Annotated in this window: 10 protein-coding genes; 5 read left to right on the top strand and 5 right to left on the bottom strand. The window is 49.5% G+C overall.

Annotated features, from left to right (window positions below):
• Positions 1-173: 173 nt before the first annotated feature.
• The 3 genes from ABEB26_RS13495 to ABEB26_RS13485 all read right to left on the bottom strand — a co-directional run bounded on the left by ABEB26_RS13495 (position 174) and on the right by ABEB26_RS13485 (position 4,073).
• Positions 174-1,916 carry a protein O-mannosyl-transferase family gene (locus ABEB26_RS13495; RefSeq protein ID WP_345722548.1) on the bottom strand — a complete coding sequence of 581 codons (1,743 nt, stop codon included), beginning with the start codon at positions 1,914-1,916 and terminating at the stop codon, positions 174-176.
• Positions 1,917-2,042: 126 nt separating this feature from the next.
• Positions 2,043-3,407, bottom strand: coding sequence for a cytochrome P450 (locus ABEB26_RS13490; RefSeq protein ID WP_345722547.1), 1,365 nt, complete (start codon positions 3,405-3,407; stop codon positions 2,043-2,045).
• Between the two features lie 30 nt (positions 3,408-3,437).
• Entirely contained in the window at positions 3,438-4,073 is a 636-nt protein-coding gene (locus ABEB26_RS13485; protein WP_345722546.1) for a TetR/AcrR family transcriptional regulator, read from the bottom strand.
• 206 nt (positions 4,074-4,279) lie between these two features.
• Here ABEB26_RS13485 and ABEB26_RS13480 point away from each other — a divergent pair, with 206 nt between their 5' ends.
• Positions 4,280-4,816 carry a DinB family protein gene (locus ABEB26_RS13480; protein WP_345722545.1) on the top strand — a complete coding sequence of 179 codons (537 nt, stop codon included), beginning with the start codon at positions 4,280-4,282 and terminating at the stop codon, positions 4,814-4,816.
• A gap of 60 nt (positions 4,817-4,876) precedes the next feature.
• Here ABEB26_RS13480 and ABEB26_RS13475 read toward each other — a convergent pair whose 3' ends face one another.
• A complete protein-coding gene (locus ABEB26_RS13475; protein ID WP_345722544.1) occupies positions 4,877-12,352 on the bottom strand; it encodes an RHS repeat-associated core domain-containing protein in 7,476 nt (2,491 codons plus the stop codon).
• 243 nt (positions 12,353-12,595) lie between these two features.
• Here ABEB26_RS13475 and ABEB26_RS13470 point away from each other — a divergent pair, with 243 nt between their 5' ends.
• The 4 genes from ABEB26_RS13470 to ABEB26_RS13455 all read left to right on the top strand — a co-directional run bounded on the left by ABEB26_RS13470 (position 12,596) and on the right by ABEB26_RS13455 (position 15,526).
• Entirely contained in the window at positions 12,596-13,036 is a 441-nt protein-coding gene (locus ABEB26_RS13470) for a hypothetical protein (protein ID WP_345722543.1), read from the top strand.
• 75 nt (positions 13,037-13,111) lie between these two features.
• Entirely contained in the window at positions 13,112-14,086 is a 975-nt protein-coding gene (locus ABEB26_RS13465) for a hypothetical protein (protein WP_345722542.1), read from the top strand.
• A 6-nt stretch (positions 14,087-14,092) separates the two neighbouring features.
• Positions 14,093-15,076: a J domain-containing protein gene (locus ABEB26_RS26940; RefSeq protein WP_486348308.1), complete on the top strand. Its 984-nt coding sequence runs from the start codon at positions 14,093-14,095 to the stop codon at positions 15,074-15,076.
• A gap of 9 nt (positions 15,077-15,085) precedes the next feature.
• Positions 15,086-15,526: a hypothetical protein gene (locus ABEB26_RS13455; protein ID WP_345722541.1), complete on the top strand. Its 441-nt coding sequence runs from the start codon at positions 15,086-15,088 to the stop codon at positions 15,524-15,526.
• A 61-nt stretch (positions 15,527-15,587) separates the two neighbouring features.
• On the opposite strand, the gene ABEB26_RS13450 is transcribed toward ABEB26_RS13455, so the two are convergent.
• Complete coding sequence (locus ABEB26_RS13450) at positions 15,588-16,256, bottom strand: VOC family protein (RefSeq protein ID WP_345722540.1); 669 nt, start codon at positions 16,254-16,256, stop codon at positions 15,588-15,590.
• Between the last annotated feature and the right edge of the window lie 8 nt (positions 16,257-16,264).

The following is a 16,264-nucleotide window of genomic DNA, read 5'->3' as shown; positions in this document are numbered from 1 at the left end:
TGCTTGATCCGGTGGTTGCTATCCCCAGTGCCTCGTTGCGTTTAGTGATTCGACCACCAGAGCCTTCTTCGCTGATGGCCAGATTGCTGATAGGGGAGGTACTGCCCAGTATAGCTGCTTGATGGGAAATCGTCCAGTGGTTAATCGTTTGGCTCAAATTTGAGATATTGCTGCTAATTAATCAGTACCTTGCCAAGCTGATAGGTATCTTGCTGAGGATTAAGCACAACCCGCTGACCAGCTTGATCATACCATCCAACAATGATCAGATACTGGCCTGCTGGCAAATTAGGCGGCAAATTCACCGCTAGCAAGTCGCTTTGCGCTTGGCCAATTGGCCAGACTTGACTGCTAGGATTGGTTGGGCTATCAGTTTGGGCTACTAAACGATTAGCTTGATCAAGTACATGCACAAACCGAATTAAGCTTGGTAATTGGGCTTGGGTTTGCCACCGCAGCCCGATCAGTAATTGGCCTTGGGCTTGGCTTGGCAGTTCCAATCCAGTTAATTGAATACCATTCTGCCATGCAATATTCGTTTGATGGGTAAATTGCTGTGGAATATTCGCTATCTGCCACCAATCACCAACTTTACGATGTTGCAAGCCTAACTCAGGAATTGCTTGGAGCGCATAAACCTGCCGTCCCTGAGCCAATTGATCACGAATCCGTTGTTGATCGGCTTGGAAGCTGAATTCAAGATCAAGCCGTTGCTGCTCAACTGCTTGCAAATAGCGCAAACTTTCAATGCTCCAACCATCGCCAATCACCAAACTATGGGCTGCCAGCGGCTCGGCTAAACGTTGGCGAGCAAGCTGCTCAAGCTGAGCCGTATTTTGCTGGTTAATCTGAGGCCAAGTGTGCCAAGCGAGCCAGCCACTTATCCCTATAGCTAAGCCAAACCCCAAACGTTTCCAAGGTAAGGCATCCAAACCAAAACCAATTAATAAGGCTTGCGCTATATAGGCACTCAGCCCGAAAGCCGCGAGATCATCAACAAAGTAGGCTAGGCAAAAGCCGAGGATGCTACAATAGCTACCGCCGAGCATAACCGCTAAGGCAGGTTGTTTTTGCCAAGCTTGCCACCAACCATAGCCAGCCAAACCCCAACCAAGCCAAGTTAATTGTGGCCCAAACAGCTGCATTTGAACCTCGAATATCCGTTGCCAGCCTTGTTCAAGCGCTCGTTGTGGGTCAAACCATGCTCCGCCTGCACTCCCAAGCAGGTACTCATGCAACACACTCCAGCCATTCTGCCAAGCAGGAGTACGCCACACAATATAGAAATATGCAACGAAACTTAATCCACCAGCACCGATAGCCAAGAGCATTTGGCGCAGGCTAGGCCGTTGCTGCCAACAGGCCGCGATCAACATCCAAGGCAACAAAAAAATGCTAGTGCGATGATGTCCCAGCATCAAGCCTGCGGCCAGCCCAAGCAGCCAAAACGGTGCTCGTTGTTGCTGCCATGCAACAATCAGCCAGATCGTGCCAATTTGTAATAACCCAGCCAAAGCATAAATTTCGGCTTGAGTTGCCTGCTGCCAAAAGGTTGGTGATAATCCTAGGATTCCGGCGCAAGCCAAAGCCCAGCCTTGCGCAAGGCCTAATCTGCATGCTGTTTGCATAAGCAGCGTGAGACTAAGTGCGGCGACAACGGCAGAAAAAAGATTAACCCGCCATGCAATGCTGCCAACGGGCAATAATTTGCTCCAAAGCCATGTCAGCATGCTATACAGCGGATAGCCAGTGCTATGGGCAATTTCAAGGGTTGGCCCAACCCGTTGAAATTCAGCAGTATCGCCGCCACCAAGCCCAGGCAGTAAGGTTGTGCTGTAAAGGAGTAACCCTAATCCAAAGAGGATGAGCGGAGCTATGGGTGTGCCAAATTTTAGCTGTTTAACCGTAAATTGCATAGTGTTCGTGTCGGCCTACTTCTCGGCTAGGATTATCGACTTGCCAAGCTTAGATGTCAAGCAAGCGCAACACAACGGCCCATAATTATCCAGTTATGAGCCGTTACTTGAGTTTGTTTTGGTGGTTTAGCGCTGAGTGACGAACATGGGCAAGCCGTTACGCGAGCCAAGCGTACCATCCATCCAGACTTGCGGGGTGTGATTTGGTACGCTGCGTAGGGCAAAATGACGTGCCAACATAGCAACCACCACATGTGATTCAAATAACGAGAAATTATTGCCGATGCAAATCCGTTGCCCAGCGGCAAATGGGTGGTAGGCAAAGGGGTGACGCTGGGCTTCGTGCTCTGGTAACCAGCGATCAGGGTCGAAACGCAGCGGCTCATCCCAAAAATCAGGGTGGCGATGGGTAAGATAGGGCATGATCGTCATGCGTGAGCCAACTGGCACCTTAATGCCAGCGAATTCATCGCTAGCTACCGCATCACGGGCATAGATCGGGGCGGCGGGGTAAAGCCGCAAGGTTTCTTTGATTACTTGCAAGGTATAGGGCAGTTGTTTGAGGTGTTCAAGGGTTGGCGCAGCATCGCCCAATACGCTATCGATTTCGGCCTGCATGCGTTCGGCGACCTCAGGATTGTTGGCCAAGGCATACCACAAAAATGATAGGGTGCGGGCAGTGGTTTCGTGGCCAGCAAAAAAGACCGTAATTGCTTCATCGCGCAACAAGATTGTGGACATTGGTTCGCCAGTTTCCTCATCGCGGGCCTGCATCATACGGGTCAGCAAATCGTTGGGCCATTGGTCGGGTGCTTGGCGTTGGCGCTCGGCAATGATGCCCTGAATATACTGATTAACCCGTTGGCGGGCCGCTAGATAGGCGCGATTTTTAGGCGTTGGCATCCAAAGTGGCGCATGAACTGGGTTCAGTTGGCGGCTTGAGGCAAAGCCAATCATGGTTTCGACCGCATGTTTAACCCAAGCAATCGTATCATCAGCCTCAAGGCTAAACATACTTTTTAAGATGATCGAGGCGGTGAGTACCGACATTTCGGTTAGAATATCGAGTGGCTCTCCGCGTTTAGCCGCAGCACTCCAGCGTTCGCGAAACCATGCACCATCCTCAACAATGATTGGCAAATAGGTTTCAATTGCCCGAGGCGTGAAAAATGGAGCCATCAATTTGCGCTGTCGCCGCCATAGGCTGCCAGTGCTGGCTACTAGGCCATCGCCTAACAACAATTTGCGCACACCTTCATAGCTGGCCTTTTTTGAATACGTGTCACGTTGCTCGACCATCACTCGCCGAACATGATCAGGATGCACCACTAAAAACATATCCTGCGAGCCAAGTTGTAGATGGGCAAGGTCGCCATAGCGTCGCCACGTCGATTCAAAAAATTGCAATGTGCCTTGGCGTTTAACTTCGAGTGCAATATCCAGTGCAAAACGGCTGCGCCGATGCGGTAGCGAACGAACAGCAATCGTCATCTTCAAAACTCCTATGTTAGTAGCGATGATTTAAAGGTTGGGGAAAAAGCTTCGACTGAGATAGCCCGCCAGTTCGGCTGGCGTGATCTGGCCGCTGGTCAGCAGGCGTTCGTAGCTATTGGGCGAGAGCATATTAACCAGGCTTGCTACCATCACCATGCTTGGCACATTGGGATCAAGTTCGCCATTGCTTTGACCTTCGCTGATCAATCCGCTAATCAATTCCATGGCTTGGGTGCTGTAAGCGGCAAGATCAGGCCGTTTGTTGATCAGGCTGGTGGTTAATCCCAATCGCGGATTGAGATCGATCAAGACTTGGTTGCCTTGGGCTTGAATCCGCGTATAGACATCGAGCAGTAAGTGCTCAAGCCGCAGGCGCATCGGTAAGCTTTCGCCAAGTATCTGCTCAATTTGCTGCAAAAATTGCTTGAACTGTTGCTCGAACAAGGCCACTACTAGCTCTTCCTTGCTGGCAAAATGCAAATAAACTGTGCCCTTGGCGATGCCCGCTCGCGCCGCAATTTCATCGATCGAGGTTTCGATATAGCCTTTTTCACTAAAAACTTGTTGGGCTACTTCAAGAATGAGCGCAGCGCGTTCTTCGCGTTGGCGTTCACGCAACGAACGCATGGGCAGCGGAGGGCTTGAAGTCGATTGTTGATCCATCCAAACCTCCTTGTTTTGTATTGAGACTCATAGTTCTTTTTGATGACTTATTAGTCATTAATTATGACTGATAAGTCATCATATAGCATGGGAATTCAAATTGTCAAATTTACTCGAAAATCTGGCGTTTGATCGGGCTGAAGAACGACGACAATGAGGCTTGGGCTACGCATACTAGGGCTTATGATTATTTAAGGAGAACGCCTTTGCGCGAACAAAAAATTGTTGAATCAACCCATTCGGTGGCCGAAATTGGCGTGTGGCTCTGGGCCTTGCAAGATGCTCGGCGGCGCACGAACGAGGAAATTGCCAAACTAAGCGAGGCCATGATTGATTGGCAACCAGCCCATGGTGATAGCACGATTGGTAGTGTGCTGTATCATATTGCCCTGATTGAAGCCGACTGGTTGTATGATGAAGTGTTGGGCTTGGATGCCTATCCTGAGCCAGCTGCGAGTTTATTACCCTACCCCCATCGAACCAAACAAGGCTTATTAACTCCAGTTTTTGGTCAAGATTTAGCTCAACATTGTGCCCGCCTCGAACAGGTGCGCGAATTACTTTTGGCCACATTTAATCACATAGATTTAGCAGATTTTCGGCGAGTGCGTGAATTGGCGGCCTATGCAGTTACGCCTGAATGGGTGCTGCATCATCTTTGCCAGCACGAAGCCGAACATCGCAGTCAAATTGGCAGCTTACGAATTGCCTTTGAACGAGCGCATGGAATTATTCCGGAATAAGCATTAAAAAAGGCCGTCGATCAACCTTGATCGACGGCCTACCAACAAATGTGAACTTAATTATGGAGTAGTTTCTTCACCATTGTAGATATATTTTGGGATTGAATCGATTGTCCAGCGTGGGTCGGTGCCATTAAAACCATAGCTGTTAACCACATTGATTAATTCAGTCCATGCTGCTTGTTGATCTTGGAACGAAACACTCAAGGCACATGGATCTCGACCCATCAGCTTGTCATGCAATTCATCGCTGATTTGCAAAACATAGATAGTATCAGTTTTTGCAAAAGGATTAATTGTGTTACTGCCTTCAAGCGCCCCGATCCCTGCACTTGTTTCAAGCGTAATCTTACCCGTAAATGGGTCAATTCCCAAGGCTAAGGGCATTACCTCTACAATACCCAAATCAATTTGTGGACCAAGTAAGATCTTTCCTGACGTTCCTTCCCACATTGTTTCCAAGAAATTGCCACTTGAATCCCGCTCATATGATGCTGGAATTGATACCTCTCCACCTATTAACCCCAAATTTGCTGCGACGCTAACGTTATCTTGGCTGATGCTAGCGGGCCCAGCTTTTACTGCTACTGAACTCTCAACAAGTTGATCGCCTTGTTTGATAACAAGGTACGGATTATCATCATACGTATAGTCATCCCAGAAATTGAGCCATTTTAGGTAGGCACTATATTCCATATGAGGAATTGGGCTATATGGTGGAAGATTTGGCTGCTCATTATCGCCTGGCAAGTGACCCGAAGGATCAGTCGCGTTGATTGGGTTGTTGTAGACATAGCTATAGCGATTGAAACTTTGGGGATTGCTCGGCTCAGGAATCATGCTGTCGGCACTGATAAAGCGGCCAGTGCTCGGCAAATAGAAGCGTGCATTCATATATGTTAGGCCGAGATCACGGTTTTCTTGATGGCCCGTAAAGCCACGATTGCTATAGGCTGAGTTGAGGCCTAAGCGCTCCTCACCAAATGGCAGATAGCGTACATTGTTCAAAATCGCTGTGCCAGTTTGATCCATCAAGGTGTTGGCACTGCCTAACTTATCAACATAGACGAACACCAACGCTTGATCAACCAAGGTTGTGGCGACGCTATGTTTACGGCGGGTAGCGATTGGTGTGCCAGCGATGGCGACGGTTTTGCTAGCAATATCAATCGTATGGGTGGTGATCGTGTTGCCAATAACTTGGAACTCGCCAGCATTGTTCGTGCCGCCCCATTGATTGGCTACGATGCTAATGCCACTGGCAAAGCCTTTGGTTATGCCAAATTCGCTGTCGGTTGCTCCCACAAGGCTGGTTACTTGGTCGGTGCTGAAATTGACGCTGGCAACCAAGGTGTCGCTTGGGCGTGGCGTGAAGCCATGATAATTGCTGCCATCATCGTATTGCCATGTGCTGAGTGTGCTGTTGTAGCGCACACAGACAAAGTGTTTGCTGGCAAGTTGGGCTGGAATCGATTGGCTAAAGCGTTGGTTTAAGGCTTGGCGACTATGCATGATATAGCCAGTGCCCGTTGCGCTATCCAAACAATTGATGCCCATGCCTGCCGACGTGATCGTTACTTCGTAGGCTTGGGGGGTGAAATTCAAGCCAGCAAGCCCAAATTCACCAGAGTTGCTTTCGCCATTCCATTGATTGACTGTAATGCTGAGATTGCTGCTGCTCAGGCCTTTTTGAATGCCCAAGATCGTGCCAGTTTGGCCAACATAGCTAGTGAAGCTATCGTTGCTGAAATCGATTGCGCCGATCAAACGGTCGCTTTGGCGTGGCGTGAAGGCGAAATAGGCAAGATTATTATCGTATTGCCAGGTTTGGCCGTTGTGCCGCACACAGATGAAGTGGGCAGCGTTGTTGCTATCAGGTGCTTGCTGGGCAAAGCGGCTATGCACTGATTCAGCGCTATACATCAGGTAGCCCGTGCCCGTTGCACCATCTTGGCAGGCAACGCCATAGCCATGGTTGGCAACGCTTTGGGCAAATGAATAGGTTTTGAAGTGGGTTCCAGCAATTTGGAACTCGCTTGGGTTGCTGGCTCCATTAAAGACATCTTTGCTAAAGGCCATGTTGCTGGTGGTATAGCCATAGCGCAGGCCGTTGATCGCCCCAGATTGGTTGAGATATGGGTTGACTGTCGTGCCATCATAGTTGAAATTGGCAACCAACAAGTCGCTGGCAATGGGGCTAAATGGATAGAAACCAGCGTCGTTATCGTATTCCCAGACCCCAGCATTATTGCGTACACAGATGAAGTGTTCGCTAATATTGGCCACTGGTAAATTGCCAAAGCGCTGTTTGACTGGAATTTCACTGTACATAATATAGCCAGCGCCGCCATAGCTGCGGGTTTCTGGGTTGTAATCGCTACACATGATGCCTGCATTCAGGCTATCCACGGTTGAGTTACTGGTGCTGACGGTCGTTCGTTGATAATTCGGGAAGGGATCATAGCTAACTGTGCCATCAGCAGCGAAGGTGGTAGTACGCTGGCCGCTGGGATCATAACGGAAGCGCGTAGTTTGATCGTGCTGATCGATCACTTCATACAAGCGTTGTTCAACATCGAAGGCTTGTTGATACAGGCCGCCAGCATCGTTGCGCACGATCATGTTGCCCGCTTGATCGTACTCGAAGAAATTACCTTGGCTGGTTGAACGCAGCGCATGCGGCTGATTGCCCGTGCCATTGTAGGTTTGGGTGATGCCATTGTTGTTGGTTAAGTTGCCCAGCTTGTCATAAGCATAAAGATGAGTGTAAATACCGCTTGTGCTGGTGAGCCGATTCAATTCATCATAATTGAAGTAGGTATTGCCTGAGAGCGAGCCACTTTCATACAATCGGCTGATATTGCCAATTTGATCGTACTCGTAGGTATAGCTTGGCAAGAGGCTATGTTGATGATTGATGCTGGCTAAGCGGAAATTGCTATTGCCAGTATTGGCCGTGCCAGTTGCGCCATAATAATTAAAGACCGTGTTATGCCCACCGTTCGCACGGTCAATCAGGCTAAGGTTGCCAAGGGCGTTGTATTCAACATTGGCGACGAGTGGGCCATGGTTGCCCAAACTCAGGCTATTTTCGCCTTCTAAGTCATGGGTAATGGTCGCGACTTCGCCATCGGGATAGGTGATTGTGGTTGGACGGTTGAGCGCATCGAAGCCGCCAAATTGCATGCTAAAACTTACGCCATTGAGCGTGCGCGTATGGCTGGTGATTGATCCAAGGCTGTTATAGTTGAAGGTTTCGCCATCAACCGCGCCATTGCCATCGCGATTCCATTTAACTGATTGGAGTTTGCCAATTTTGCCTGCGCCAATCGTGTAGTAGTTGGAGTTGGCTAGCCACAACGCCCCATTCAAAATAGGTGTATTGGGACAATTGGCTCCAACGTTAGTGGTATTTTTACTGGTATTGCGTTGTAGTGCATCGAAATAGAAACAAACCACATCATCATCGCTTGGTTGCAAGGCATTGTTGAGCGTGCGTTGCTCAATAATCCGCGCATTCGCATTGTAGCGATATTTGATTGTGCCCATATCAGGGTCGTTGATTTGCAATTTATGGCCAAAACCGTTGTAGATCATCGTTGCTTCGGGGGCGAGCAAGGCTCCATTACCAGCGTTGGTCGGCTGGCGGCGGCTAATTTTGTTGATGTTGCCAAGGGTATCGTATTCGAACTGGGTATCGCTATAAACGATTGGGCTTTCGGAAGGCCCACGATATTCGCGCCGCAAAACTAACTGCTCTTGATTGTTGATCAAGCGCATTTCCAATTGATTCTTGGGATTAATTTGCTGGTGCTGCCAGAAGAGATTTTCGCCAGCAACGGTGATGTTGTTAACCAAACTCCAATTGGCTTTGTTAAGGCTACCATCGGCGGCAGTGGTTTGTTTAACTCGCCCAAAATCATCGTAGCTTGTCAGGGTCTTGGCCATGCTGCTATTGCTACATGGCGTGGTGACGAAGGGCGACGCTGGCCAAACCAAGCCACGATCACTATAGAACGGCAGGTTAAACGGCGCAGTTTGGCAGATCATCTGGCCGAGTGCATTGTAGGCAGTCGTGCTATAAATTTCTTGGCGCTTGGTTTGTCCATCGACATCGGCCCAAATATGGCGGCTTTGGATGGCGCGGCCAAAGCCATCGTACATGGTTTGGTCGTTGTAGGCGAAATTGCCGGTGCTGCTAGGGTTGGCGTAGCTGCCAGGCCGCTTTTCATCGCTGATCAGGAATGGTTGGTTGGCAGCAGGATTGGCAAAAATCACACTGTCGTTCCAATAATTATCCCAATAACGATAGCGAATAACTGGATTGCCGTTCCACTTGGTGCTATCGCCAAAGCCTGTGAAGCTATAGCTATCAAAGGTATTGACCAAACGTCCAAATGGATCGTATTCGTAGCGCACAACCGTGGCATCGGGGTTGGTAATACTTTTGAGCAAGCCAGTCTGAATTTGGAAACCATCAACGGCGGCGATGTTGCCAGCATCGTTGCGGAAACCATAAATTTCATAGGTTGTAGCTTGATTCAAGGCGTTGGTGGTTTTGACTGGATAGAGATTGTAATCGCTGTCGTACCACAGGGTCGCCACTTGGCTCACATTTGGTTGGCCAGTTTCAGTTGGCTTCCAATCGAGCGAATCGCTAAAGTTGGCTTTGAGCGAACGATAACCAAAGCCACTGTAGATCGTGGTCGTTTTGGGGTTACCAAAGCTATCGTAGGTCATATCGCTATCGATGGTTTGGAAGGCATGGACACAATTGAAGTCGGCTGGTTGCGGCAAGCCGCTTGGGTTCGGAATCTCGGCACAGGCAATTGGCCGAGTTTGGCGGCTGCGGGTTACCAAGCCTTGAGTTGGGGCAGTGGCATTAGTGCTAGCACCATCATAATAGGTCCAAGTGCCATTTAAAAATGTACCTTGTTGATCGTAGCGACCGCTGGCTGTGGGTGCATTGACGATCCAAGCTTGGCCGCCAGTGGCACGGCCATTGTTGGGAGTGTAATGGGTAACCTGTTTTTCGTAGGGCGTAGGAGCGGCTGCACTAGCGTAGAGCCAGGTATCAGTAAGATTGCCATATTGCACGCCAGCTTGCTTGGCAATATCGTAGCCAAAGGTGCGCTTGGTAGAAATTTCGAGGCCATTGCTATATTGATAGCGCTTAACCTCGCTCAAATAGGTGAACATATTGGGCAAGCCATTCAGGCTATCGGTGTTATAGGTGCTGTGGGTTGCATCCAACAACGTGCCATCGCCAGCAAAATTGCGCTGAATCATGGGCTTGCCGCTGGTAGTGGCACTATTTTGCGAGAAGATCGTTTCGTTGCGTTTGAGCAAGGTGGTGCCGTTAAAATCGTAGCTGCGTTGATTAACCGTGGCAAACCCAGTGATTGTGCCAAATTCGGGAGCATCGCTCGCGCCACAAGTAACTGCGCCTGCGGGAACGTTGCTCGACCATTGGCCATAACAGGGTTGGCTATAGCTATAGGTGGTTTTGACGGCAGGATTGCGGCCATCGTTGGCTAAAGTTTCGACGACATAATAGCTTTGCCCCAGTATTGGCCAAACATAGCGATCATAGCCTAGATATTTATACTCGCCAATCCAACGGTTATCTGAGGCATAATTGAAGCTAATTTCCCCACCATAATTGCTGCGCATGCTCTTAAGGTAGTAGAAATAGAAACAATTGTTGTTGTAATGTGGTTTGGCTTCGTAGGTAAAGGTTGTGGCGGGTAAAGTCCAACCATCTTCAGTGGCTGGGTCGGCATCCACCCCGCTAGCCACGGTGATCGCATTGACTACGCGGGTATGGGTTGAGCGCGGAATATTTGGCTGGGTATCTTGGTTCATACAGTCGGGGCTATTGACGAAGTGGCCCGACAAGTTAATTCGATATTCTTTGATTGGGGTGGTTAACGAGCCATGATAGACATAAATTGTGTCGATCAGGTAGGCAAATTGGGTTTTAGTGGTAAACACCAAGCGACTAGCAGGGGTCGTGCTCAATTGAGCAACCGTATCGCTGACTGGCAAGGCTGTTACCCGATTTGGGTAATTGTAGCTAATGCTACCGATGCGGCTCTTCCAGGTGGTTAATTGCAAGGTCGATTTATGGCTTGAGCCTTCAGGATACCATTCAATTGGCTCAGTGACTGTCCAGTTGACATATTGATAGGTCATCTGATTGCCAGCGCGATCGGTGACCGTATCGACATGCCAAGCCAAAGCCGAGCGCTCATTATTGGGGCGGCCTTGATGACCTTGAACATTCCAATAGCCAATATTCCAAACTTGGTGCTCCTCGGCGTGAGGGTAATAGCCCAAACGATAGGTCACACCCGTTGGCGTTACCACAATCCAATATATTCCATCGGTATTGGGGGTGGCCGTGCTATACACTCGTTTGATGTAATAACCTGGAGCATCTTTGGCGAAATAGCGCATACTGCTGGCGGTGGCCGTTTGGTTGGGAAACTCAGGGAAAAGTTCATGACCAGCGCCGTTGATCGTCAAACGGAAATTATCGGGATGTTTGTTTGATGGAAAGCCCGCGACGAATTCGGTTTTTACCCCAACCCGCGCAATGCTAATATCGCTGATCGACCAAGCATCGCCTAGTGGGCCTGCACCAGTGTCATCACGAATCCGGCCATCGAGGCTACGGCTGTTGTAGCTTAATTCGACGTTTGGTTGTAGCCCGCCGCGACCCATTGGCGCTTCAATTGGGTAGGCATAGGTGGCAGCGCCGCTAAAACTGGCGACTGCCGCCGGAACCCAGCTGGGATTCCAACGCTCTGGCCGTGTGCCAGCCGCCCACGTTGAAAAATGATCAACATCGGCGCTGATCAAACCCTTGGCATCATGCAAGGTAATTGGCACTTCGATCCAGTGGTTGGGATCGGCCTCATCTTGATATGCCAAATAAAACTGTTGATAGTTGCTGGGAACATCGCGCATGAGTTGGCGCAAATCGAGCACCATACGCACTGGTTTTTTGAAGTCGGCGGCTTGATCGTTGGTTTGGGCTTCGATATTAAAGCGATAGAGCGTAATTTGCTCAGCTTGGTCGCGCAAATAGCCTTCGCTTTTGCTGCTGCGTTGAAGTTGCTGGGTCAAGCTTGGTAAGGCTTGGGCTTGAAACTCCAAGCGGGTAGCGGGTGCGAAGGTATCGGCCTCGACCAACAAACTCAACGGCGCTTGCTCAAATTGCACAGCAGTGGTTTTGGCGCTATCAAGTTTGGCCCTGACCACCTGATTAAGTTGCGGCTGAATCCTCAAGCTTTGGGCAGCCACAGGCATAAAATCAGCACTGCTGCTGGCTTTTTGGGGTAGTGCGGTTGCGAGACGCGGAGTTTGCGGGTCACGCGCAAGGCCAGTATCGGGAGCAATTGCTTGCTCAACTGTTTTGTTGGATTGATCAAATTGGGCGGTGGCTGGCTGGCTCGCTGGGAAGAGCGACCAGAGCATGCTCAAGAGCATTCCAGCGTGAATCAATCGACGATAGGGGCGGTTTACGGGCATACATCCTCCTACGATGCTTGCAAGTACGTTACCTTCATGCTCTGCGATCAGCTAGAATGTAGGCGATTTGTGGGTCAAAGAGTGGGACTAGCACTCCGAATCTACTCCGAATTTACTCCGAGGTGATCAAAGCTTGGGCTTGACGCAAGTGCAGCATGGCCTTTATAATCGCCAAAAAGCGCGACGAAGCACTTTCCCCTCGTCACGTCTCCGAACCGCCTGTATACGTGAGGAGCATCATTCATGTCGGTGTTTAAAGATTCAGAAGAACTGATCAAGTACCTTGGTGCGTTGTACGATGAGGCCAAGTGCGATCCTGAAATTGCGCCCAAAATTAAGCAATCTGGCCTCTCAATTCAGTATCGCTACGATGATCCCGATGGGATTGTGAGCATTCTGGCTGATCGTCAGCCAAGCCAAGAGGGAGCCTTTTTCGATGTGGTTTGGGGCGAAGTGCCTGGGTTAAAGCCCGATGTGGTGATGTCGATGAAGGCCGATATTGCCCACCAATTTTGGCATGGCACAATCAATTTGATGGCTGCATTAACTCGCCGTCAGATTGTTGCCAAAGGCCCGATTCCCAAAATTATCAAGCTTTTGCCAGCGGTCACCCCAATGTATGAGATGTATCCACGGCTGCTGCAAGCAATGGGTCGGCCTGAGTTAGTGGTTCACAAAAGATAAGTTTTATCCCATGCTACAACAGCCTAGAGCAAATACTCTAGGCTGTTTGTGTTTAAACGATGCAAAGGAAATCGCATGAATTTGATCGAGCCATTTGATGATCAAGCGCAGTATCAGGCGGTTTGTCGTTTAATCGAGGCCGATTTGGCGGCATTGCCCGCAGGCTTGAGCCAATCCTTGCTAGTAGAGTTTGCTGAATTCAAACAGGGCAGATTTAGCCAGATTGCGGCGTTATTGCCAGCTTGGTTGGGCCAACAATTTCCAGTATCAACCGCAATGTATGCTCAACTTGGTGCGGCTCAATTGTATGGCTGGTGGTATTATTGGGCACAAGATCAGCTGTTGGATGGTGATGGCGCTGCTGCATTGTTGCTCGGGGCGCATCTGGCCTTGCTGCGTCAGGTTGAGTTGTATACTGAATTGGGTGTGACCCAAAGCCCAATCTGGCCCTTGTTTCGCCAATTAACAGTTCAATCAGCCTTGGGGCATCAGCAGGAATTGCGCTATCATTTAAGCGAATTAAGCGTGTTAGGCTTTGAGCAGTTGGCAACCTTTGATCAAACGGTGTTGTTGGCTCGTGCTCAGCCTTTTTTCTTTTGTAGCCGAGCACAAGCTTGGCTAGCGGGCGCTGATCCATTTGGTGCTGAGGCGAATCTGGTGATCGAGGCGCTTGAAACCTTGACCTTAGCCCGCCAATTCAGCGATGATGCCAGCGATTGGATCGATGAACTCAAGCAGGATAAACTCAATAGTGTGGCTTGTCGCTTCTTGGGCTATTTGCAGCAACAGGCGGTATTTGCTGATTTTAGCCAGTTGACGGCAGCCCAAGTTGCTGGTCAACAAATTTTGCATGAGTCATTTTGGCGTGAGCTTGAACAACAAAATCAGCGTTTGATCGAGCAAACATTACAAAAATTAGATGCAGCAAATCAACAGCAATTGGCTGGTTTGTTGCGCCATCAAGCCAAATTGAATCACGATCTTTGGGGAAATCATGCGACCTATCGCCAACAATTACGTGGTTTTTTTGGTTTAGCAGCGAGTGAATAAGCTTTTATGAAAACGCACTACGAGGTGCTAGGGGTTGCCAGCAACGCCGATGCCGCCACGATCGATGCAGCATTTCGGCGTTTGGCTCGCCAATATCACCCAGATATTAATAAAGCTCCCGATGCCACGGCCTTGATGCAGGCCTTGAATATTGCCTATGGTGTGCTGAAAGATGCCCAAAAGCGCCAAGCCTATGATCGCGAGTTGAGCGGCCAGCGTGATCAACCGCAACAACGCCAACAATCGAGTGGTAATGCGATCAACGATTTGTTTGCAGTGGCTTGGCATGCAGCCCATCCAGCGGTTTATTTGTACGAAAATCATACGGTTGAAATTGCAGGCAATAGTTTTCGCTTTGATTTTGCTTATCCTGCCCAAAAAATTGGAATTATTTGCCAAGCCTCGGCTAGCTCGCAAGCAACTTGGGCCGATTGGCAGGTGATTCAATTAACCGCCCAGCAAATTATGAGCAATCCGATGGCGGCAGCTGAAGCGGCCTACCAAGCTTTGGCTGAAACCGCCTATGCCAGTACTAACCCAACCGAGTATGCTGCTGCCCAAACCGAGTTGCGCTGGGCCGAAGAATGGCTCGAAAAATACGATCAAGCGCAGGTCAATGGCGAAGATTTTGAGGAGCAGATTCGCACAAGTCTTGCCCCACAATACAAACCGATGCTTGATTTGGCGCTGGTTGGCGGGGTTGGCGCGATTGTCGCTACAACCGTGGTTGGGGCAATCATCAAGTTAGCCTTGGTTGGGTTTATAGCGATGGTGGTGGGCGCATTGTTGGCGGTGCACTTTGTTCCAAACTTGATTCAAGCATGGTCGGATGATTTGCGAATCAAAGTTTTTGGTGGTAGTGCTGGGGTTTGCTTGCTGCTGTTGTTGGTACTTCATGGTGGCAGTGCGATTGGCTTGGTGGTTGGGGCTAGTTTGATTGGTGGCTTGGTGGGCTATGTGTATGCCATGCGCCAACAAGCCAAGGTTTAGAGGTGCAGCATGCAGATGCCACGTTGTGTGCCCCATCAACGAGTGATTGTAGCAACCACGCCTGATCAACCAAGCTGGCGCTTAAAACAGACAATCATTGAGTATGAACGCTATGTGCGCCAAATTCCGAATGTTGAGCGCTTTGCGATTGTTGGTATGCGGCTGATTCCGCAGCCCAATCGTTTGATTAGCTTTCGTGATTTGGCTTTGCGTGATGGGCGTTTTTTGGCGTTTGATGAATTGCGTTGGGCAGTGCATGTGGTTGGCCAAATCTTGCTTAACGTTTTGACTGAACAACAAGCCCAAGGCCGCTTGATTACGGGCTTGCACTGCGATATTACGACCTGTGTGGTGCATCCGGTCGATTCGCATGAGCGCGATTTTGTGCAAGCAACCCGCACTATTTTAGAGCGCTGCTTTGCCGACGAGCAGCTTGAGCAGTTTGGGTAAAGTCATAGTCATTGTGTTCAATGGTTTTAAGTAGTTGGAGTGACTCACAACAATAGATCGCCTATAAACCGAGTTGTTGGTATTGTTCAGGGCTGAGATCGAGTGAGTTGAGTTGGGCAGTTAATTGTTCAAGTTGTTGGGCTTGCTCAAGGGCTTGAGCCAATTCGATGCGTGCAAGCAAAGCTTGGGCATAATCGAAATTTGGGGCATCGCGATAGCGGACAAGGGCATGATCAAGCGTTTTGGCGGCGGCTAGGTCATCATTTTTGAAATCGCGCAAACGAGCGGCAACCGCAATTGCTCGTTGCAATGGGCTTAACTCAGGGTTTTGGTAGGCTTGGGCCGCCGCCGCATCCTCGACGCTTTGTTTGATAAAAATAATCGAATTACCAGCATTATCGGTAAGGGTAAAACGGCTTTGGCCAGGTTTCATGCGTGAAATGCGTGGAAAGCCTTGCACAGGCACTTTGCCCAAACTAGCCCGTAGGTGTTGACTAAATTGTTCATGTAAGTGTTCAACTTCTGGCACGATGATCAAACAAGTGCTGTAATTTTCGGCGGGTGCTAGTTGTTTCAAGCCGAAAAAATGCAGACAATAATCATCGGCGTTGATTACGGCATAGGGGTTAGGCTTGCGCTGGGTGTAACTGACCGTAAAGCCAAGGCTAGACCAAAATGCGAGCGTTTGATCTAAATCTGCGCAGGGTAGGGCTGGAATTGTTGTTGGCATAACCACCT

Source organism: Herpetosiphon gulosus (assembly GCF_039545135.1).
Taxonomy (GTDB): Bacteria; Chloroflexota; Chloroflexia; order Chloroflexales; family Herpetosiphonaceae; genus Herpetosiphon; species Herpetosiphon gulosus.
The sequence above is the reverse complement of the archived record's forward strand: the minus strand, read 5'-3'. Positions and strand labels throughout refer to the sequence as shown.